This is a genomic window from Actinoallomurus bryophytorum (assembly GCF_006716425.1).
Taxonomy (GTDB): domain Bacteria; phylum Actinomycetota; class Actinomycetes; order Streptosporangiales; family Streptosporangiaceae; genus Actinoallomurus; species Actinoallomurus bryophytorum.
Genome location: NZ_VFOZ01000002.1, coordinates 833,058 through 853,500, shown reverse-complemented (window position 1 = coordinate 853,500; position 20,443 = coordinate 833,058). Strand labels below are relative to the sequence as shown.

General features: G+C 71.5%; 17 protein-coding genes. 5 read left to right on the top strand and 12 right to left on the bottom strand.

Annotated elements, in window-relative coordinates; genetic code table 11:
- Positions 1–8: 8 nt before the first annotated feature.
- The gene (locus FB559_RS39960) at positions 9–2,672 is read right to left on the bottom strand and encodes a tetratricopeptide repeat protein (RefSeq protein WP_141962786.1); all 2,664 of its coding nucleotides are present in this window, start codon (positions 2,670–2,672) and stop codon (positions 9–11) included.
- A gap of 852 nt (positions 2,673–3,524) precedes the next feature.
- Positions 3,525–6,392, bottom strand: coding sequence for a helix-turn-helix transcriptional regulator (locus tag FB559_RS39955; RefSeq protein WP_141962785.1), 2,868 nt, complete (start codon positions 6,390–6,392; stop codon positions 3,525–3,527).
- Between the two features lie 393 nt (positions 6,393–6,785).
- Between FB559_RS39955 and FB559_RS39950 the strand changes: the two genes are divergently transcribed.
- From FB559_RS39950 to FB559_RS39935, 4 genes are all read left to right on the top strand, one after another.
- Complete coding sequence (locus tag FB559_RS39950) at positions 6,786–7,991, top strand: GAF domain-containing sensor histidine kinase (protein ID WP_141962784.1); 1,206 nt, start codon at positions 6,786–6,788, stop codon at positions 7,989–7,991.
- An 82-nt stretch (positions 7,992–8,073) separates the two neighbouring features.
- Positions 8,074–8,412, top strand: coding sequence for a hypothetical protein (locus FB559_RS39945; RefSeq protein WP_141962783.1), 339 nt, complete (start codon positions 8,074–8,076; stop codon positions 8,410–8,412).
- Positions 8,413–8,488: 76 nt separating this feature from the next.
- Positions 8,489–9,496, top strand: coding sequence for a zinc-binding alcohol dehydrogenase family protein (locus tag FB559_RS39940; protein WP_141962782.1), 1,008 nt, complete (start codon positions 8,489–8,491; stop codon positions 9,494–9,496).
- Positions 9,497–9,727: 231 nt separating this feature from the next.
- Complete coding sequence (locus tag FB559_RS39935) at positions 9,728–10,069, top strand: hypothetical protein (RefSeq protein WP_141962781.1); 342 nt, start codon at positions 9,728–9,730, stop codon at positions 10,067–10,069.
- Positions 10,070–10,294: 225 nt separating this feature from the next.
- On the opposite strand, the gene FB559_RS39930 is transcribed toward FB559_RS39935, so the two are convergent.
- The 9 genes from FB559_RS39930 to FB559_RS39890 all read right to left on the bottom strand — a co-directional run bounded on the left by FB559_RS39930 (position 10,295) and on the right by FB559_RS39890 (position 18,448).
- Positions 10,295–11,182: an alpha/beta fold hydrolase gene (locus FB559_RS39930; RefSeq protein WP_221640674.1), complete on the bottom strand. Its 888-nt coding sequence runs from the start codon at positions 11,180–11,182 to the stop codon at positions 10,295–10,297.
- Positions 11,183–11,221: 39 nt separating this feature from the next.
- Entirely contained in the window at positions 11,222–12,184 is a 963-nt protein-coding gene (locus FB559_RS39925) for an acyltransferase domain-containing protein (RefSeq protein ID WP_185792693.1), read from the bottom strand.
- The gene (locus FB559_RS39920) at positions 12,181–12,792 is read right to left on the bottom strand and encodes a malonate decarboxylase holo-ACP synthase (RefSeq protein WP_141962779.1); all 612 of its coding nucleotides are present in this window, start codon (positions 12,790–12,792) and stop codon (positions 12,181–12,183) included. Before FB559_RS39920 ends, FB559_RS39925 begins: the two co-directional genes overlap by 4 nt.
- The gene (gene mdcE, locus FB559_RS39915) at positions 12,783–13,589 is read right to left on the bottom strand and encodes a biotin-independent malonate decarboxylase subunit gamma (protein ID WP_221640673.1); all 807 of its coding nucleotides are present in this window, start codon (positions 13,587–13,589) and stop codon (positions 12,783–12,785) included. The genes FB559_RS39920 and mdcE overlap by 10 nt, the downstream gene beginning before the upstream one ends.
- The gene (locus FB559_RS39910; RefSeq protein ID WP_141962777.1) at positions 13,586–14,470 is read right to left on the bottom strand and encodes a biotin-independent malonate decarboxylase subunit beta; all 885 of its coding nucleotides are present in this window, start codon (positions 14,468–14,470) and stop codon (positions 13,586–13,588) included. Before FB559_RS39910 ends, mdcE begins: the two co-directional genes overlap by 4 nt.
- The gene (locus FB559_RS39905; RefSeq protein WP_141962776.1) at positions 14,467–14,760 is read right to left on the bottom strand and encodes a malonate decarboxylase subunit delta; all 294 of its coding nucleotides are present in this window, start codon (positions 14,758–14,760) and stop codon (positions 14,467–14,469) included. The genes FB559_RS39910 and FB559_RS39905 overlap by 4 nt, the downstream gene beginning before the upstream one ends.
- The gene (locus FB559_RS39900) at positions 14,748–15,632 is read right to left on the bottom strand and encodes a triphosphoribosyl-dephospho-CoA synthase (protein WP_141962775.1); all 885 of its coding nucleotides are present in this window, start codon (positions 15,630–15,632) and stop codon (positions 14,748–14,750) included. Before FB559_RS39900 ends, FB559_RS39905 begins: the two co-directional genes overlap by 13 nt.
- Positions 15,633–15,639: 7 nt before the next feature.
- On the bottom strand, positions 15,640–17,313 hold the full coding sequence (mdcA, locus tag FB559_RS39895; protein WP_141962774.1) for a malonate decarboxylase subunit alpha: 1,674 nt from the start codon (positions 17,311–17,313) through the stop codon (positions 15,640–15,642).
- A gap of 79 nt (positions 17,314–17,392) precedes the next feature.
- Entirely contained in the window at positions 17,393–18,448 is a 1,056-nt protein-coding gene (locus FB559_RS39890; protein ID WP_141962773.1) for a DUF2293 domain-containing protein, read from the bottom strand.
- Between the two features lie 42 nt (positions 18,449–18,490).
- Between FB559_RS39890 and FB559_RS39885 the strand changes: the two genes are divergently transcribed.
- Positions 18,491–18,940 carry a PH domain-containing protein gene (locus tag FB559_RS39885; RefSeq protein WP_221640672.1) on the top strand — a complete coding sequence of 150 codons (450 nt, stop codon included), beginning with the start codon at positions 18,491–18,493 and terminating at the stop codon, positions 18,938–18,940.
- A gap of 109 nt (positions 18,941–19,049) precedes the next feature.
- Here the strand turns inward: FB559_RS39885 and xylB are convergent, their stop codons facing one another.
- A complete protein-coding gene (gene xylB / locus FB559_RS39880; protein WP_141962772.1) occupies positions 19,050–20,435 on the bottom strand; it encodes a xylulokinase in 1,386 nt (461 codons plus the stop codon).
- Positions 20,436–20,443 lie beyond the last annotated feature (8 nt).

Here is a 20,443-nt window from a genome sequence, read left to right as displayed (position 1 = left end):
GGCCCGGTTCACCAGCTCAGGGTCTGCCACGGGCCGCCGGCGGCCCCGGTGAGGATCCGGTGCGCGGCGAGCACGGAGTCGTACCAGGTGCCCAGCTCCTCGTCGCCGAAGCGCAGCACCCGGCCCAGCGCGTATCCGGCCGACAGGGCCGCCCACGAGTCGTAGTGCCGCCGGCACCGCCTGCCCGCGCCGATGACGAGGCGTTCGGCGGTGTCCTGGTCGCAGAACTGCGCCTCGCGTCCCCAGCGGGCCATGTTCACCGCCCGGCCGAAGTCGTAGGCGAGCGCGGTGCCCACGACACCGCCGGCGGGCAGCAGCCCGTCGTCGCGGAAGCGCGCCTCGTACCGGCCGATCCTCGCCGCGAGGTCCAGCAGCGCCTCCGGCGGGACGGCGTTGTCCCGTGACCAGCGCTCGATCGCCCGCCGCCACGGTGCCGGCTCCGCGCCGCACGCGGCCCCGCGCCGCAGCGACAGGACCAGGGACACGCGCGGGTCGCCGCCGCTCTCGCCGAGAAGGGCGTCCGTGCGTTCGCGCCACTGCGCGGCGTCCATGACGCCCCACTCGTCGCGCAGCGAGCGCATCCGGCCGATGTAGTCCCCGTACACGAGGCCGACGTCGTTCCACGGGACCGCGCTCTGCACCGCGAGCAGCGCGCCGCAGGCCAGCCCGAACGCCAGCGGCCCGGCCGTCGGGCCGTCGAGCCGGGTCAGCAGCCGGTTGCCCGGGGGAGGGACGGCCTCGCGGGCCGCCCGTACGAGGGCGTCGTGGGGCAGGGACCATTCGAGGGCGGGCACTCCGCGGTTGAACAGCACCCGCCACTCCGGGTCGGGCCAGTCCCGCGCGAGCGTGCTGATCGACTTCATGAGGTACACCGCGTCCGGCTGGCGCGGAGTCGCCCCGCGCGTGAAGACCTGAGCGTGGTCGTGGCCGTCCACGGACCGCACGAGCCACTGGACGACGTCGTGCCGCCCGGCGACGACGTCGTCGGCGCGTCCCTTGGGTGCCAGGACGAACAGGTCGAGCCCGGCGAGGAGCCGCAGATAGGCGTCGGCGTCCCCGCGCTCCTTCGCCTCGGCCAGCCGCTCCTCCACGGCGTAGCGCGGCTCCCAGTCCGGCGGGCGCACGTCATCGAGGTTGAAGGCGACCTTGCGGGTGAGCTCGTGCTCGGAGCCGAGGACGCGCTCGCAGTCGGCCAGCGTCGCCTCGTACTGCGCGATGGCCTCCTCGATCAGGCCGGACTCCTCACAGACCAGGGCGAGGTGGTTGCGGGAGCGCAGGGTGTCGACGTGGTCGGGGCCGAGGACGTACCGGCGGCCCGCCACGACCGCGCGCAGGATGTCGGCGGCCTCGTCGAGGCGGCCCAGCTCGCGATAGGTCAGCGCGACGTTGCTGCGGGACAGGAGAGTGGCGGGATGCTCGGGGCCGAGGACCCGCTCGCGGTCGAGGAGGGTCCGTTCGTACGCCTCCACGGCGTCGCCCATGCGCCCCGCGTCGTCGTAGGCCAGCGCGAGCAGGTTGCGTACGGCCATCGTCTCGCGGTCGTCCGGCCCGAGGATCCGCTCCCAGTCGGACACGACGCGTTCGAACAGGGGCACGGCGTCGCCTGGCCGGCCGGCCTCGCGGTAGGCGTCGGCGAGGTCACGCCGGCAGCGCACCGTGTCGGGGTGGTCGGAGTCGAAGAGACGCTCACAGCCGGCGAGGGCGTCCTCCAGCAGCGCGATGCCCTCCTCGGCGCGCCCGGACGCGGTGTGGACGAGCGCGAGGCGGATCCGGACCCGCAGGACGTCACGGTGGTCCGGGCCGAACAGCCTCCGCAGGCCGGTGAGGGCGGTCTCGGTCAGCTCCACCGCCTCGCCGAAACGCCCGAGGTCCTTGTACATCGAGCCGAGCGTGGCCCCCGACATCAGGGTGTCCGGATGGTCCGCGCCGAGCACACGCTCGCGGTCCTTCAGCGCCCGCTCGTACGCTTCGACGGCCTCCATCGTCCGGCCCAGGTCGTCGTAGAGCGACGCGAGGTTGGCGCGGATGGTGAGGACGCCGTCGTGGTCGATGCCCATCAGGCGCTCGGCGTCGGCGAGCGTCTCCTCCAGCAGCCGTACGGCCTCGTCGAGGCGCCCGGCGTCGCGGTAGGCCAGCGCGAGGTTGTTGCGCGCGCCGATGGTCTCCAGGTCGTTCGGTCCCAGGGTCCGCTCGCGCGTGGCGAGCACCTCCAGGAGCAGCTCGATCGCCTCGTCGATCCGCTCGGCCGCCGAGTAGGCGTCGGCGAGGTGGTTGATGAGCGTGACCGACATCGGGTCGTCGCGCCCCAGGCTCCGCTCGGCGCTGGTGAGGGCCTGGATGCAGGTGGCGATGGACTCGTCCAGCCGGCCGGCCTCGCGGTAGGCGGAGGCGAGGTTGTTGCCCGCGATGAGTGTGTCGTGGGCGTCGGCTCCGAGGAGCCGGGCGCACTCGCCGAACGCCTGCTCGCCGAGGGAGATCGCCTCGTCCACACGGCCCGCCTCGTAATACGCGTGGGCGAGGTTGATCCGGCAGGTGAGGGTGTCGGGATGGTCGGGCCCGAGCGTCTGCTCGGCGGTCGCGAGCGCCTCCAGGTCATCGAGGACCGTGTCGTCCAGCCTCCCGCCGGTGCGGTAGGCGTTCTCGAGGATCTGCTGGAAGTCGTCGTCCGCCACCTGGGTACCTCCGTCGTACGGCCGCGGTCGAAATCCGGCCAATCGCCCAATACCGTAACGGGCGGGCGGGATCAGGCAGGACGAACCCGTATGGGTATCCCGTTCAGTGTGGCGTTGCCGGACAGCGGATCCAGCGCCACCCACGATGGGAGCCGGGCGAGGTGCAACCGGGGACCGCAGGCGGGCGTCCTATGTACGCAGAGACCCCCGGTCGGCCCGGGGTCCGTTCCCCAGGGGTTTCGATGGCAATCCGTAAGGTCCGCCGGCCGGCAGGCCGATGATGCCGGCTTCCAGCAAGGCGAGCGTCGCCACACTGATCATCTTTCTCAAATGCTTTGTGCCCTTCACGATCGCCATGGGGCTTGCCGTGTCCTTCGGCGACGGCTGGCCACCTCACCTGGTGAACGGGTTGATCGCGGTGCTCGCCGGGGTGGTCTTCGCCTCGCTTCTGACGATCATGGTGGTCGTGCGGTTGCGGCGTCGTGGGGTCGAGCCGCGGCTCTGGGGTTCGGTACGTCATCAGCGGACCGTCACGCTGCCCCTGTCGTGTGAGGAGACCGTACGACTGGCCGATCGGGCCGCGCGGTCATGGAAGTGGAAGGTCCGGCGTGTGGACGCGGACGGACGGAAGATGACCGCCGCGGTACCCCTGTCATGGCAAAGCTGGGGACAGCGGGTCACCGTCGCCGCACGCCCGATGGGCACGGGGTGTGAGGTGACGGTCTCGAGCCGGCCGTCGCTGCCCTCGACCTGGGTCGACTACGGCGAGAACGCCGTCAACGTACGCCAGGTGACCGCCTTCCTGACCGAGCACGCGACCGGCCCCGTGGACGATCCTCCAGGCGAACCTGATCAGGCGTTACGTCGAAAGCCGTGCGGGCCCGTTCGATGGGCGAGTTCGACGCGGGAGGCGATGTCCAGCTTGCGGAAGACCTGGCTCAGGTGGAACTTCACGGTGTCTCGTGAGATGAACATGCGTGCGGCGATCTGGGGGTTGGTGAGTCCCTGGGCGGCGAGGGCGGCGACGTTGCGCTCGGTGTCGGTGAGGCTGTCCCAGCCGAAGGCCGGTCGTTTGCTCTGGGTCCAGTGACGGCGCCGTACGCCGAGCCGCCGTAGCCGGGCGCGTACGCGTGCCACGTCCCGCTGTGCGCCGGCCTGCTGGTAGGCGTCGCGTGCCTGGTCGAGGTGGTGGATCGCCGTCTCCCGGTCGGTCGCGCCGGTGGCGCGGGCGTACATGACGCCGAGGTCCTCGGCGGCGGAGGCGCGGCTCCAGGAGGTCAGGTGGGCGGTGGCGGCGTGGGCGAGCGCCGCGGTGTCGTGGTGGAGGAGTCCGTGTGCGTGTGCGGCTGAGGCGCCGAGGGTGGGGAAGTCGGGGGCGTCGCGCGCGAGACGTTCGGCCGTGGCGGTGACGGCGTTCGCGCGGGCACGGTCTCCCAGGGCGAGGGCGATTCGTGTCAGCCAGGCCGCGGCGTCGGCCTCGATCATGAACAGCAGGCGCCGCTCCCCCGGGTCGGTGTAGGGGGCTTGGAGGAGGTCGACCGTACGCTCGGGGCCGCCCTGTGCCTCGGCGACCAGCGTCGGGCACCAGTTGGTCCACCACCAGGCGGACATCGGGTCCAGGCCCGGCACATGATGCGACCTGCTGAGGTCGGCGTAGGTGTCGGCGGCCGTCAGGTCGCCGCGGCGTAGCGCGACGGTGGCGAGCACGGTGGTGCCGAACACGTCGTACAGATGCGCGCCCAGCTTGTCCGCTGTGGCGAGTCCGGCCCGTGCCTCGGTGGCGGCATCGTCGAGACGGCCCTCGATGAGGCGCAGCCGGGCGCGTAGCAGGGTGGGGATGGCGGCATGGGCCGTGGTGCCCAGGGCGGTGATCTGGTCGGTGGCGATCCGCAGGGCGGTCTCCGCCTCCGTGAGCCGCCGCATGTCCATGAGCGTGCAGGCGTACAGGACGTGCGGACGGATGTACCGGATCGGCTCGCTGGAGGCGATGCGTGCGGCTTCGTGGCTGTGGCCGAGGCCGTCGGCCGCCCGTCCTTCGCTCCACGCGACGTCCGTGAGTACCAGGTGGGCCGCGATCAGCGATGGTCTGCTGTGCTGCCGTGAAGAGGCCAGGACCGCCTCGGCACGCTGACGGGCACGGGGGCGTGCCCTGCTTCCCAGCGGTCCGTGGGACAGCACCTGTTCGAGGAGACCGCGCAGTTCGTCAGGAAGGTCACCTTGGTCGATCGCCGTCTCGGCTTCGGCCACCGCCTCGGCCACATGACCGGCCTGCAGCAGCGCGTACGCCAGTTCGTAGCGCAGTTGCGCACAACGGCCACGAGGTGTGGTGGCGGCGCGCAGCGCGGGACGGGCCAGCCGTACCGCCTCGCTCAGCCGCCCGGCGGTCGTCAGGGCGCGGACGGCTCTCAGTACGCGGTCGAACACGGCCTCGTCGCCGGGGACGGTGAGCTCGACCGCACGTACGGCCAGTTCGGCCGCGGTCTCCGGGGAGGTCGGCAGCACCTCCCGTACGGCCCGGTCAAGACCCGCCAGGGCGGCCGCGTCGCCCGGGCGGGCGCCTTCCACGAGGTGCGCGGCGGCGGCGACCGAACTGCCGCGTTCGAGCATCATCTGGCCGGCCTGACGGTGCAAGGCCCGCCGCACCGTGGGCGCGATCGTCTCCGTCACCGCCATCCACGACAGGTCGTGCCGGAAGCTCAGTAGGTCGGGACCGCGGACCACGACACCGGCGGCCTCCGCCTCGTCAAGTGCAGGCAGCAGCCGAGCCAGCGGCTCGCCGAACATCTCCGCGACGTCGTCGGCCTCGAAACAACAGCCCAGGACCGCCGCCACCTGCAGGAGGTGACAAGCACGGGGCGACAGCCCGCGCAACCGCCTGGTGGCGATCTCCCTGATCCGATGTGGCAGCCGGGAGGAGATCGGAACGGCCCGGCCCTCGATCGTCTGTACGGCGTGCTCGTCGCGGAGCGCGGTGAGCAGCTCCACCAGCAGAAACGGGTTGCCTCCGGCCCCCGCCACCAGCGCGAGCAGCTCGGGGCTCGGCGCGACGCCAAGAACGTCGGCCGCGATCTCCGCGACGGCCGGCCGGGCCAGCGCGCCCATCGTCACTCGTGTCGCACCATCGCGTTCGAGAACGTCGTACAACCGTGCCACGCCCGAATCCCGGCGTCCGGCCGTCCGCGACAGTATCCACACCAGCGGATAGGAGGACAGCTCGGGGACGAGGGTGCTCAGGGCCAGCAGGGTTGTGGGATCCGCCCACTGCAGGTCGTCCAGGGCGATCAGGAGCGGTCCGCGCGCGGCCCGTTCTTCCAAGCGTGCCTGCACCGCGTCCAGCAGCCGCAGCCGCGCATCCATGCCGCCGGCGAGCTGCGGGACTGCCAGCAACGTCTGGGTGGACTCTCCAAGTGCGAGGATCAGTGGCCCCAGCGCCACCACGCGGCTCAGCTTCTCCGCCGCGCCACGGGCGAGCTGGAACTTCTGTGACGCCGCGGAGTCGGCCGCCTCCTCCAGCAGCCGGGTCTTGCCGATCCCCGGCTCGCCCTCGAACAGCAGCACCCCGCCACGGCCACCGCGGGCCGCCCGCAACAGGCGCGCGACCATCTCCCACTCACGGTCCCTGCCACGCCAGCCGTACCGCGAGTGGCCCGCGACATCATCGCCGGCCGCATCCCGCGAGTCCGGTATCGACCCGACGGAGGTATGTCGGATACGCACCACCCAGCCAACATACCGAGTCAGCGCTGACCTGGGCAAAGACCCCGGTCTCGGTCGGCATCCGGGCCCCGCGCCGGCGTCCCGTGGCTCGCCGTACCGGCCGTGGAACTCTGCCAGGTGGGGGATACGCCGCGGTCGCCCCCCAGACCAACCTATCGACCAACCGGGTCGACACCGGTCGACTCACGTCCAGGGGGGATCTGTGGACGCTTGTTCCCGGCCGGCGGCACGCACCTGCCGCGCGACGGCTCGTCCGTGGCGGGACGGGCCGGCTCTCGCCGACTGTTCTGCCTGGTCCGGTGGGCCGTGAACTTCCTGCGGGAAGTGATCCGTGCGATACGACGTGCCGTTCCGTGGTCAGGGGGTCTCCTGGCGTGCCTGCCCACGGTGCGCGTGATGGTGACGCGCCGAGTCGCCGCCGGCTCTACCGCGCTCCCGCCACCCGATCCTCTCGTCGTGGAGGAACTCGCGGCGTTCCGGAACCTCGCCGCTCTGGCCGCGAAGACCCTCCCGCTGCAGGACAGCCTGGCCGGGATCGCGCGGGAGATGACGCAGGTCCTGGGCGCCGGGCACGCCGTGGTGGCCCGGTACGAGGCGGACGGCTTCATAACGATCGTCAGCGGCTGGAACCACGAGCACGCCGTGCCCCGAGGGTCTCGATGGCGGCTCGAGGGAAGAACCGTCTCCGAAGCCGTCTACCGTACCCGGGCCCCCGGCAGGATCGACTGTCTCGGCGGCACGGGCGAACTCTCCACGAAGCTGCGGAAGCACGGGGTGGTCTCGTCGGCCGGGTACCCCCTGATCGTCGGCCGGAAGCTGTGGGGGGTGGCGATCGCCGCCTCGAACACGGCCGAGTGGTTCCTCGATGACACCACGGAGCGGATGCGCGGTTTCGCGGACGTGGCCGTCGCCGTGATCGCGAGCCAAGAGACCCACATGGAGCTCACGGCCGCGCGAGCCAGGATCGTCGCCGCGACGGACCAGGCGCGTTACCTCCTCGAACGCGACCTCGAAGGGACACAGCAACGCCTGGTCTCGATCCTTCTGGAGATCCAGGGCCTGACGGCCACGCCCTTGGACGGGCCGAGCGACTTCCAGGGGCGTCTCGTGAACAGCGCCCGCGATGTGCAGGCGGTCATGGACGACCTGCTGGAGATCGCCCGCAGGGTGTACCCCGCGACCCTGGTCGGCCGGCGGATCGAGCCCGCTCTCGCCACTCTCGTACGCCGCTCACCCGTACCGGTCGAGCTCAGCGTGTCGGCCGGCCGGCGGCTGCCCGAGGCGCACGTCCTGACCGTCATCTTCCTCGTCTCCGCGGCACTGACGCACGCCGCCGAGCACACCCATGCCACTGCGGTGCGCGTTGACCTGGTGTCCGACGACACGAGCATCCGACTGTCGATCAGCGACGACGGGGTCGGCGGAGCCGACGTCGCCGGAAGATCGGAGCTGCTCGACCTGGCCGACCGGGTCGAAGCACTCGGCGGCACCCTGCGCATTCTCGGTCCTCCCGGGCGGGGGACCTCACTGATCGCCGAGATTCCCACCGGCCCCACGAACGGCGGTGCCGCCTGGTCCCGCACTCACAAGGATCCGCGCTGAACCCTTCCGGGATTCCCTTCGTATGCGTCATTGGCCGACTGGAGACAGGGACCGTTGTCTGCAACTAGAAGGAGACCTCACCATGGCAGTTCGCAGAAAGGCTCTGCTGGGCCTGACCGCGGCGGGGCTGTTCGCATCCGCTCTGGTCCCCACGGCGGCGCAGGCGGAGGCCGGCGCGCAGTTCACGTTCTGCAACACCACCGGGAACATCCCCAGCCCGGCCGACGAGTACGTCGCGTTCCCGCAGCGGGGATGGTGGTCGTCGACCGTCGTGTCGTCGGGCGGATGCTGGGGCCCCGTTACGCTCAGCGGCCTGGACAGCGAGGAAGCCGTGGGATATCGGCTGGTCAACGGACAGTGGCTGGCCGTCTACGAGCGATGGTTCAGCGACTCCCAGCTGACCGTCAACGTGCAGTTCTGATCCCTGCCCCGAGCTGACACACGGCCCGGTCGAACATAATGCAACGGCACGACGGAGGACATATAGCGTAATCCGCATGAGCGAAACGATGCGCGCGGTGGCTTACCGCAGGTCACTTCCCATATCCGACCCGGCGAGTCTCGAGGACGTCGAGCTGCCCGTCCCCACGCCCGGGCCGCGTGACCTCCTCGTACGAGTCGAGGCCGTGTCGGTCAACCCCGTCGATACGAAGGTGCGCCAGGGCAACGACCCCGGTGGACAGCCCAAGGTGCTCGGCTACGACGCGGCGGGCGTCGTCACCGCGGTCGGCAGTGACGTCACGCTCTTCGCCGTCGGCGACGAGGTGTACTACGCGGGCTCGATCACCCGTCCCGGGACCAACGCGCAGTTCCATGCCGTCGACGAGCGCATCGCCGGCCACAAGCCACGCACCCTCGGCTTCGCCGAGGCCGCCGCGCTTCCCCTGACCACCATCACCGCGTGGGAGACGTTGTTCGACCGGTTCCGCCTCGGCGCCGACTCCACCGGCACCCTGCTCGTCCTCGCCGCCGCCGGCGGTGTCGGCTCCATGGTGGTCCAGCTGGCCCGCGCACTGACCGGGCTCACCGTCGTGGGCACGGCGTCCCGGCCCGAGTCACGGCAGTGGGCGCTCGACCTCGGCGCGCACCATGTCATCGACCACCATGACCTCGTGGCGGGCGTCCGCGCCACCGTGCCGGACGGCGTGCACTACGTGCTCTCCCCCAACACGGCCGGCATGATCGAGGCCTTCGCCGAGGTGCTCCGGCCCGGCGGTGAGATCACGGCCATCGACGAACCCGAGGGACTGGAGCTCGTCCCCCTCAAGGCCAAGAGCATCAGCTTCCACTGGGAACTGATGTTCACCCGCCCGCTGTACGAGACCGACGACATGATCGCCCACCACGACCTGCTCGAACGGGTCACCGAACTCATCGACGCCGGCACCATCCGTACGACGCTCACCACCGAACTCGGCCCGATCAACGCGGCCACCCTGCGCCACGCACACGAACTGGTCGAAAGCGGCCACACGATCGGCAAGATCGTCGCAACCGGATTCTGAGCTCCGCCGGTCCGCTCCGCCCCCGTCCGGCGTGACGCGGAGGAGCGCGGTGATGGTGCCGCTCCCAGCACCATCACCGCGCCCGGCCTGCCGGCGTCACCCGGCAGGCCACGGGGTGACCCCGATCGCTTTCACGCCGGCGCGGAAATCAATGAGTCATTCGGCGTAAACCCTTCTGCGGATGCCCACGTCCTATTACCTGAAGGCTACGGAGGCTTTGGAAGGAGCCCAATGTTCAAACGAATGGTCGCGGCCGGACTTGCCGCGGCGGGTATCGCCGCCCTGTCGACGGGAATTGTCGCGTCCCCGGCGCGTGCGGACGTCGAGTGCACTCCCGACACGTTTTTCGTCCTGCACGCCTCGAGCACCAACGGCGGGGCGCCCATGAGCGAGTGCCTCGAGGGCCACGACGTCACATACGGCATGGGCTTCGCCGTCGACCTCATTCGGGCGGGGAACAACAGCGGGTACCTCGTCCGGGCGAGTGACGGCAGGCACGTGCGTTTCAGCAACTACCAGGAAAAGTATTTCAGTCCCGCTGGAGTGGTGTTCAAGGAAATCCACTTCAACTGACAGATACGTGGCGGCGCTCCGCACCATCGCCCGCCGCCATGTACCTTTTCTGTCCGCACCCGAAGCCTTCTCGGATCACCGTAGGAATAGGCCGAGAAAGGCGCGGTCGTCGATTTACGTCCCGGGAACATGCGGCGCCCTGACAGCCGGACTGGAGCTTGTCGCCGTAGTGCCGGATCTTGGCACGGATCTGCCGCTGGTTCGCGCGTAGCCGCACGACCGACGTCACCGTACGGAGCACACCGCGGGGCCGATCACCGCCGTCACGACGTCCGGGTGTGAGATCAAGGTCAGGTGGGATCCGCCACGGAACTCTGTGATCTTCGCGTGGGCCCGGTGGGCCATGGAGAACTCCGAGGCCGGGGTGATGATGCGGTCCCCGGTGCTGACGAGGTACCAGGACGGGATCTTTCGCCACGCCGCGGCTCTCGTGGGCGTCGTGAAGGCACTCGTCGAGGCGGCCCGCTGGGTCGCCCACAGCCGGAGGGCGGTGTCCCGTGGCAGGTCAGAGGCGAAGGAACCGACGAAGACCTCCTTCTTGAGGTACAGATCCGTGACTCCCCGTGGCGCGTCCGGAGAGGGCACCTTGTCGTAGAGAGAGCCGGGATCCTTGGTGAGCGCGGAACCGGAACCGCTGAGCTGACCGGTGGTCTCCCCGACATCGGGCGCCGCGGCGTCGACGTAGACGAGCGCCTTGACGCGCGGATTCGTCGCGGCGGCGTTGGTTATGACCGATCCTCCGTACGAATGTCCGACCAGCACGATGGGGCCGGGAATCGTCCCCAGGAAGTCCGCGACGGACGCGGCGTCGGCGGTCAGGTTCCGGAGCGGGTTCGCGATGGCCCGGGCGGTATAACCCGCTCGCCGCAGTGAGTCCACCTCACCGTTCCAGCTCGACGTGTCGGCCCAGGCGCCGTGGACCAGGACGACCGTGGGCTTGGACCGGCCCGGCGATGGACAGGGGAACGGCCGGGTGTCGAGGGTGGGCGACGCGGACTCTCTCGCGGCCCCACGGGTGCCGACCGTCGATGACGTGCACGCCGCGGCGATCAGCGTGAGCGCGGCCAGAGGCATGCCGGCCCTGAGCCGTCGCCAGGTACCCTCGGTCTCCATTTCTCCCCCTTCGCTCGACGGATGATCTCCAGGCATGCCCTACCGCGCGTGGCCCGGATGACGCAGCGCTTCGTCGCCCTCGCATGTCCGGGCGCGGCGGACGTGGAACGCCGCCCCGGTGATACCGGTGTCGGCGAGGGTGATGGCGTGAGTGTCCGGGTGGGCGGCCTGGACGAGGCGGGCGAGTACGTGTCCGGGGGGCGTCTGGACGAACAGAGCCGTGCCGAGTTCGGCTAGGACTGCGAGGGCGTCGCGCCATCTCATCGTGGTGGCGACGCTCTGGGCGAGGTCGTCGAGGACACCGTCGGCGTGGTGGAGGAGACGGCCGGTGCCGCCGACGTACGGCACGGTGAGGCGGCGCCGGGGGATGGTGGCGAGATGGTCCGCCATCGCGTCGGCGACGCGGCCGAGCAACGGGCAGTGTGAGGGGACGGTGACGTCCAGCGGCCGCACGCGACGGGCGCCCGCCTGGGCGGCGGCTGTGGTCAGGCGTTCCAGGGCACGGATGCTGCCGGCGACGACGATCTGCTGGTCGGTGTCGATGACGGCCACGTAAGCCGGGTCATCGTCGGTGGCGATCGATTCGACCGCGCGCCGGACCTGCGGCACGCTCAGCCCGAGGACGGCGGCCATGCCGTATCCCGAGGGGTATGCGTCACGCATGAGTTCGCAGCGGTGGTGCACGGCCACGAGCGCTTCGGCGAAGGTCAGCGCCCCGGCCGCGACGGCGGCGGGGAACGCTCCCGCGGAGTGCCCGGCGACGGCATCGGGAGTGGCGCCTTCGTCCGCGAGCGCCCTGGTGGCGGCGACTCCGGCGATGCACAGCGCGACCTGCACGGTGACCGTGGATTCCAGCTCCTCCGCACCGTCCTGCCGCGACGAGCCGGGCAGGATTCGCTCGGCCTCGGCAAGAGTCGCGTTGACGGCCGGGTGCCCGGGCAGGTCGCGGAGCATCCGGGGTCGCTGGGTGCCCTGGCCGGGGTACAGGAACGCGACTCTCACGCCGGTGTCCACGGGTCGTTCACCAGTTCCGGGCCGTGGTCGGTGCGGGCCATGACAGGGCCGCCGGCACCGGCCCATTCGGTGAGACCGACCCCGCCGCAAGGGGTTTCCAGCTGGCAGTCGACCTTGCCGGGAAGATCGGTGAAGGCCGCCGCCAGCCGCGCCGCCTGGGCGCGTTCCAGCCTGCGTGGAATCCGGACCAGCAGGTCCAGATCGCTTCCCGGATGAGTGACCGGCCGCCCGCTGGCCAGTTCGAACCCGACGCTCCCGATCGGCCCCCAGACGACGTCACCGAGTTCGGCGGCCAGGCACAGGGCGACGGCCGACAGAGTCGCGGCCAGCCCGGAGAGGCGGGGTCTCTGCTCCCTCAGCTCCTCGGGTGGCACGGAGCGGGTGACCGCGCCGGCGGGAATGACGGTGGCGTGGCGCTGCCACCGCTCGAGGCCCCGTACGCCGATCGGGATGAAACCGGGTGAGCGCGGCGCCCGCCGTACGACGCCCCAGGGGCAGGCGGCAAGCGACGCGGAAGCCCAGTCAGGCGGCATGGCGCCGAGCGCGGCGTTCTCGGTGAGCCGCAACAGGTCGTGGGGGCGCGCTGTCACTGCCATTGGGCGGCGAGTGCCTCGTGGACGCGCCGGGAGGCCGTCCGTGTCCGCCGGGCGCCGGGCGAGGTGAGGCGATTGCTCAGGTCGCGGGGGCCGTGGCGGGCCCGTTCTACGGCGGCGGTGAGCGCGTCCTTCGTTTTCCGGACGTCCCTGCCGGTCGGGTCGGCGGCGTTCTCGACGTCCAGGAGCTCGTCGCACAGGCCGAGCTTCGCCCAGTCGGTGACGTCGTAGGACAGCGGGGGGATGTGCCTGGCCAGCTCATCGAGCTCGTCGACGGTCCTGCGTGTCACCCTCGCCGCGGCCGGCTTGTGCATGGCGTGGATCACCACGCCGGGGTCCTTGAGCGCCAGGATCTGGTTCGCCTGGTAGCCGTGGGCGAGGAGTCCGCCCGACAGCGCCGTTCCGACGATGAGTGTGATCACAGGATGCCCGGCGGTGCGGGCTGAGGCGTAGGCGTCAACGGCGGCGGCCAGCGCGTGGTGGAGGCCGAGCAGCTCCTCGACGCGCCCATAGGCCTGGCTCGGCACGTCGACGATCGCGACGATCGGCCGGCGGCGGTGATCGGGCAGCCGCGCGTCCTGGGTGATGACTCCGGTCACCGCCTCCGCGAGGCCGAGCCCCTCGCGGAGGCCGACCTCGCCCGTGCGGGCTCGGTGGTACGGGCTGTCCGGGTCCGGCACGACGGCGGCCAGACGCGCGACGTCGTCGCCCAGCGTGACGTCGGCCGTGATCACGGACGGGACCACGTGTCCCACGGCGCCGTCGGCGAGTGCCTGCGTCCAGGCCCGGCCGCGGCTCACCGCCCGTCTCCCTTCGGCGGTACGGCGTCGGCCCACACGGCCGCCAGGCCGGCGGGCTCCGGCGGGGCGGCCGGATCGACGGCCTCGAGGCGGGCCCTCAGCTCACCGATCCGCGCGGAACGATGCTCGCCGGGCACACCGCGTCCGACGGCCTCGATCACGGCGGATCGCATGGCGGTGACGTCGTCCAGGACCAGTACGTCCGCCAGACCGGTGCCGGTACGTTGCGTGCCGCCGTTGATCGACCAGATCAGCGTGTGGTCGGAGGCGTCGAACTCGGCGACGCCGGCCTCGGATTCGATCACCTGGGGACCGTCGAGGCCGAGACGGCCTTCCCTGGTCATGATCAACGTGGTGCACAGCCCGGCGGCGATGCTCATGCCACCGAAACAGCCCAGCGCTCCGGCGATGACGCCGATGACGGGCTGGAGGGCGCGTAACTCGAGCACCGCGGAGCACACCTCCGCGACCGTCGCCAGGCCAAGGTTGGCCTCCTGCAGGCGTACACCTCCGGTCTCGAGCAGCAGGACCGCGGCGGTCGGGGTGCCGTCACGACTGTCGCGGGCGGCCAGGGACAGCGCGGTGGCGATCTTCACGCCGGACACCTCACCGATGCCGCCGCCCTGGAAGGCCTGTTCGATGGCGATCACGACCGCGGCTCGCCCATCGAGCCGTCCCTTGACCACGACCACGCCATCGTCGGATTCGGGAACGACGTCCTGGGGTTCCAGCCACGGTGACTCGATGCGGTCGAAGGGACCGCACAGTTCGCGAGCGGTACCGTCGTCGAGCACCGCGGTGGCGCGTGCCCGTGCGTCCAGCTCGATGAAGCTGGTGCGGGCGAGCAGCGCGGTCCAGTCCGGAGTCGCCGAAGGTGTCATGACCCACCGTCCTCGACGGCCTGCCGCAGGCGCAGGGTGACCACCCCGGGTGTCGCTCCGAAATCGTTCAGCTCGAAGCTCGCGGCGACACGGTGGCGGGCGAAGAACCGTTCGAGCACGACGCGCCACACGGTGTCGAACCCGTCGACGCTGGTGCGTACCCGTACACGGGCTATGCCCGTCGGCTCGGGGGTCATCAGGATCTCCAGATCCCCCGAGCCGACCACCCCGACGTGGACCCGCCGGGCAGGCGGATCGTCGGCGGGGAACTCGTATCTCAACGTCCGCACGCGACGGCCTCCCGTACGGTTCGGGCGCCGGGCTCCGGCCACGGAACCGAGTCGAGGAAGAGCGCGGCGGCCAGCAGGTCGCCGCTCCCACCCGGTGACAGCCGCCGCGCGCGGAGCCGTTCGTCCAGCTCGAGGAGACAGGCATGGCCGGAGTCTGTACCTGGGCCTCCCTCGGCCAGGACGCGCGCCGCGCCTAGCCGTACGACGCGCAGGCCCTCGACGCCGCCACGGTGCAGTACACAGGTGTCGTCGAGCAGGCTCATGATCCCCAGCAGCGCGTCCAGGCGGGCGATCCCCTCCGCGAACCCGGCCGCTCTGGCCCGGCGCAATCGCGGCAGGGCGACCTCGACGACGTGAGGGAAGGCTGCCTCGGCCTCGCCGCGAGCACCGCGCACCCCGTACCGCCGCCGTACCCGCTCACCGTGGGAGGCCGCTCCTGCGGGCAGGTGCCGGTCGGGAAGGGCCGCCAGCCTGGCCGCACCGCGGGCGGCCTCCCGTTCGTTGCTTGCGTCGGGAGCTGCGGCGACCAGCAGCCCGAGCGCCCACAGCGCCCCGCGGTGCGTGTTCACCCCTCGCGTCGTCCGCAGCATGGTCCGGTCGCCCTCGCGGCCGAGCCGGCCCAGTTCCTCCCGTAGCCCGGCCCCGGCGGCCATCAGCCGCGCCGCGTCGGCGACGGACCGGAAGGTGGAACGCAGCGCCTCGGCGGAGGTCAGGAGGAGCGGCACATCCATGTCGTCGTGCGCGCCGCTCCCTCGTGGGTCGACCAGCCCGGGTTTGGGACTCAGCCGGGCCTCCTCACGGAGCGCGCGGACGGCCAGGTCGGCGAGGAACGCCGCGGACGTACGCGCAGGAGGGGCGCCGGTGCCGGCCATCGGCGGATCACCAGGTCCGGAACTGTGCGGGTGGGTCATACAGGCCTCCAGACCAGGCGATGAGATCCTCGATGCTGCGAGCCGCGAGCAAGGAGCGTTCCGCCCGGCGGACGTCCACGCCGAGGTCTTCGGGCAGTGCGACCAGGCCGTCGCGGCGCAGTCCTTCGACGCGCCGCTCGTCCATGTCACGGCCGACCGAGGTGGCGCCCGCGATCGCGGCCAGTGCCTCGCGCCGATCGGCCAGGCTGGTGGCCTTGTAGAGGTAGGCCACGCCCTCCTCGGTCACCACATGGCTGACGTCGTCGCCGTAAATCATGATCGGCGGGATGGGCATGCCGATGTCCTTGCCGACCTGAACCGCGTCGAGCGACTCGACGAAGGCGGGAGTGCCACCGGAGCGGAACGTCTGCGTGATCTGCACGACGAGTTTGCGGCCGCGCAGCGCGGGAGCCTCGCCGGTCAGCAGGCTCAGCCACGCCGGGGAGGCGTGCCGGCGACCGTGGGGATCGTGCCCCATGTTGGGTGCCCCGCCGAAACCGGTCAGCCGGCCCTCGGTGACCGTCGAGGAGTTCGCGCAGGCGTCGATCTGCAGCGACGACCCGATGAACAGGTCCACGGCGTACTGGCCGGCGAGCTGGCACAACACTCGATTCGAGCGGAGCGATCCGTCGTGACCGGTGAAGAAGACGTCCGGGCGGGCGGCGACGTAGCGCTCCGTGCCGGGTTCGCCCCCGAAGCAGTGCACCGACTCGACCCAGCCGCTCTCGATGGCCGGGATGAGCGTCGGGTGCGGGTTGAGCGTCCAGTGCTTGCAGATCTTCCCGCGCAGGCCGAGCTCTCCGCCGTAGGTGGGCAGGATGAGCTCGATCGCCGCGGTGTCGAAGCCGATCCCGTGATTCAGCGTCGTCACTCCGTGCCGCTCGTATATCCCGCGCAGCGCCAGCATGGCCATCAGGATCTCCACCTGGCCGATGTGACGGGGGTCCCGGGTGAACAGCGGCTCCAGCGCGAACGGCCGGGGGCTCTCCACGATCAGATCCACCCAGTCACCGGGGATGTCCACCCGGCGAACCCGCTCCACCAGTTCGTTCACCTGAACCAGCACCAGCCCGCTGCGGAACGCGGCCGCCTCGGCGATGGTCGGAGTGTCCTCGGTGGCGGGGCCGGTGTACAGGTTGCCCTCATGGTCGGCCTGCTCCGCGCACAGCAGCACTACGTCGGGGGTGAGGTCGACGAACATCCGCGCGTACAGCTCGACGTAGGTGTGGACCGCCCCGACCTCGACCTTGCCATCGGCGAGCAACTGCGCCATGCGCACGCTCTGCGGACCGGCGTAGGCGAAATCGAGACGCCGAGCCACGCCGCGCTCGAAGACGTCCAGGTGCTCACGGAGGCTGATCGAGGAGATCAGCAGATGCAGGTCGTGCACCACATCCGGATCGCAACCGGCCAGAGCCTCGGCGAGGAAATCCGCCTGCTTCTGGTTGTCCCCCTCCAGCGCCACCCGGTCGCCTGGACGCAGCAGCACCTCCAGCGCCTCACGTATCCGCCCGGCATCCAGCACCCGGCCCGACGTGAAGGACCGGACCGCTTCAAGCCGCTCGAGCTTCGCGGCCCGCCGCTGGTTCCAGTCCCGGCCCGCGGCCTTCGTGCGCGGCGTTGTCCGCCCCGATGCCGTCACTGGTCACTCATGCTCCGGAAAACCAAACAGATAACTCAAGGACGTTGAAATATCGCGAAAGTCAGCGATCAACGTTCGGTCAGCCGCGCCACCGGTCGAGCACGCCGTCGACGTCGGCCCGGATCCGTTCGCGCGCGTCCGCCCGTGGGACGCCGGACATCAGCAGCGCGTCGTATCCGGTGTCCTCGTGCCGTACGGACGCGACGACGGCGGCACTGACCGCGGTCTCGTCCAGGGCGCGCCCGGCGGCGGAGCGTCCCACGCGCCCGCTGCCGCGTACGGCGGTGTGCCGGGCGATCGCCTCGGCCCGCTCCGGCGGGCATCCGGGGAAGATCCGCCTGATCTCCCGTGCCGTCCTCGCCTGGAGCTCCAGGTCCTCGTCCGCGCGGCGTTCGCGGTCACGCTCGCGGCGGCGCGCACGCGCGTCCTCGTCGGCGAGGCACTGTCTCTCGGCCGCGTCGAGCGCGGCCTCCTCGACCAGCAGGCCGCGGCGTTCGTACCGCTTACGCCGCCGGTTGAGGCGCACCACCACGGCGGCCAGTCCGCTCGCCGCCTTCGCGCGCCGCGTCAGGGCGGCGTCGCCGGCCGGCAGGAACACCAGATGATCCAGCTCCGCGCAGGTCAGGCAGGTCGGCTTGCCGTCTTCCAGGATGAGCAGGTCACCGGTGCCGTGGCAGCCGACACAGGTCCACTCCTTGAGCGGCTCGACGACCTGCAGGTCAGGCGGCTTGCTCTGCCGCGCGACCAGCCGCGCGCGCCGGGCCTCGGACAGGTCCGGGGAGAGCCAGTGCGTGCGGTAGGCGCGTTCGGCGGCCTCATCGCCGGAGGCGGTGAACCGCAGGCTCGCGCGGTCGCGCGCCGCGGACAGGTACGGCATCTCGCTCGGCCGCAGTTCCCTCTCCTCGGCCCAGCGCCGCAGCGTCGCCCGTACGGCGGCCAGCCGGTCCGGCCGCGCCGTGAGCGCGTGTTCGAGGTGGCCGGCGCGGCCCTGCCGCCATTCGTCGACCTTGCGCCCGTGCAGCCAGCCGAGGCCGGTCAGGACGTCGATCGGCGAGACCGAACCCGACCGGGCCAGCGCCGCCTCCGCCGCGGCGACGACGCGGCGCTCGAGGTTCGACTGCGCTTCACGGCTCATGGCGGGCTCAAGCTACCGGATGGCTGCTGCCATGCTGTGAAGGTGCCCGAATCCCTGACGCGGTGGCGCGTGGCGTCGACTCCCACCCTGCTGAAGTTCGCCGGTGCCCTGCTGCTCGCGATGGTCGCCCTCCTCTCGGGTGACGAGCGAGAGAGGTTGCTGCTCGCCGGTGTCGGGGCCCTGGCGCTCGGCGTGTACGGGCTGCGCGACATCGTGGCGCCGGTACGCCTGGCCGCCGACGCCGAGGGGCTGACGGTGGTGAGCGGGTTCGCACGCCGGCGGCGCGTCCCGTGGCGGGAGGTCGAGCGCGTCGCTCTCGGCGAGCACCGCAGCCTCGGCCTGCGCACCGAGATCCTGGAGATCGACGCCGGTGAGTCGCTGCACCTGTTCAGCCGGTACGACCTCGGCGCTCCCTGCGCCGAGGTCGCGGAGACGCTGCAGGAGATGCACGACGCGGCCCTAGAGGAGCCTGGAGCCGAGGAGGAACGCTGACAGGCTTTCCCACGGGTGCCGATGAGTATCGCGCTGCGTTTTCCGCCGGGCGACCGGCTGAAGAAGCTCATGGAGGACATGGGCCCCGCAGCCGGACGCCCGGAAGTGATCAGCGGGACAGCACGTGGTCCCGCGCCTGGGCGTAGCGTTCGCGTACGGCGGGTGCCGCCTCGTCCTCGTACGTCGCGAGTCCCGTGCGTTCCCAGCGTGGCGGTTCCGGTCGCTCCGACAGGGCCCACGCCGCCTGTACCGCGGCGCCCTCGGCGACGTACTCACCGGCCTCGGGCACCAGCACCGGCCGGCCGAACACCGTCGGGGCGATGCGGCGTACCGCCTCAGAGCGTGCCGCGCCGCCGATGAGCAGGACCCGCTCGGCCCGCGCGCCCTGGTCGAGGAGGGCGTCGAGCCCGTCGGCCAGGCCGCAGAGCATTCCCTCGATCGCGGCACGGGCCAGGTGCGCCGGGGTGGAGTTGTCCAGGCGCAGGCCGTGTACGGAACCGGTCGCGTCGGGCCGGTTGGGAGTGCGTTCGCCCTCCAGGTAGGGAACCAGGACGAGACCGTCCGCGCCGGGCGGTGCCGACAGGGCCAGCCGGGCCAGCTCGTGGTGGTCCACGCCGAGGAGCCGCGTCGCGGCGTCCAGCACGCGTGCGGCGTTGAGCGTGCAGACGAGCGGCAGGAACCGTCCCGTCCCGTCGGCGAAACCGGCCACGGCCGCGGACGGGTCGGCGCTGGGCCGCTCCGAGACCGTGAACACCGTGCCCGACGTGCCCAGGGACACGACGATGTCGCCGGGCCGGATGCCGAGGCCGAGCGCCGCGGCCATGTTGTCGCCGGTACCGGCCGACACGAGCGCACCCGATGACGTACGGCCAGCCGCCTCGGCCGGTCCGAGCACGCGGGGGAGTTCCGGTACCCGTCCGGTCGCCAGCTCCAGCAGATCCGTGCGGTACTCACCCTCGGCGGGTGACCAGTAGCCGGTGCCGGAGGCGTCGCCGCGGTCGGTGACGAACTCACCGGTCAGCCGCCACGTCAGGTAGTCGTGGGGCAGGCAGACCGAGGCCGTACGTGCGAACGCGTCCGGCTCGTGCCGGGCCAGCCAGCGCAGCTTGGTCACCGTGAACGACGCGACCGGCACGCTGCCCGCGGCCTCGGCCCACTTCGCCGGGCCGCCCAGCTCGCGGACCAGGTCCTCGGCCGCGCCCGCCGAGCGGGTGTCGTTCCACAGCAGCGCCGGGCGTACGACCTCGCCGTCGCCGGACCGGCACACCATGCCGTGCTGCTGTCCGCCGACGCCGAGGGCCTCGACGTCGGCCAGGCCGCCGGCGTCGGCGATGGCGAGGTTCAGCGCCTCCCACCAGGCGGCCGGGTCCACCTCGGTGCCGTCCGGGTGCGGCGCCTGACCGGCGCGTACGACCGCGCCGGTCTCGGCATCCGCGACGACGACCTTGCACGACTGCGTCGAGGAGTCGACTCCCGCGACGAGTGTCTTGCTCATGGTCGCGT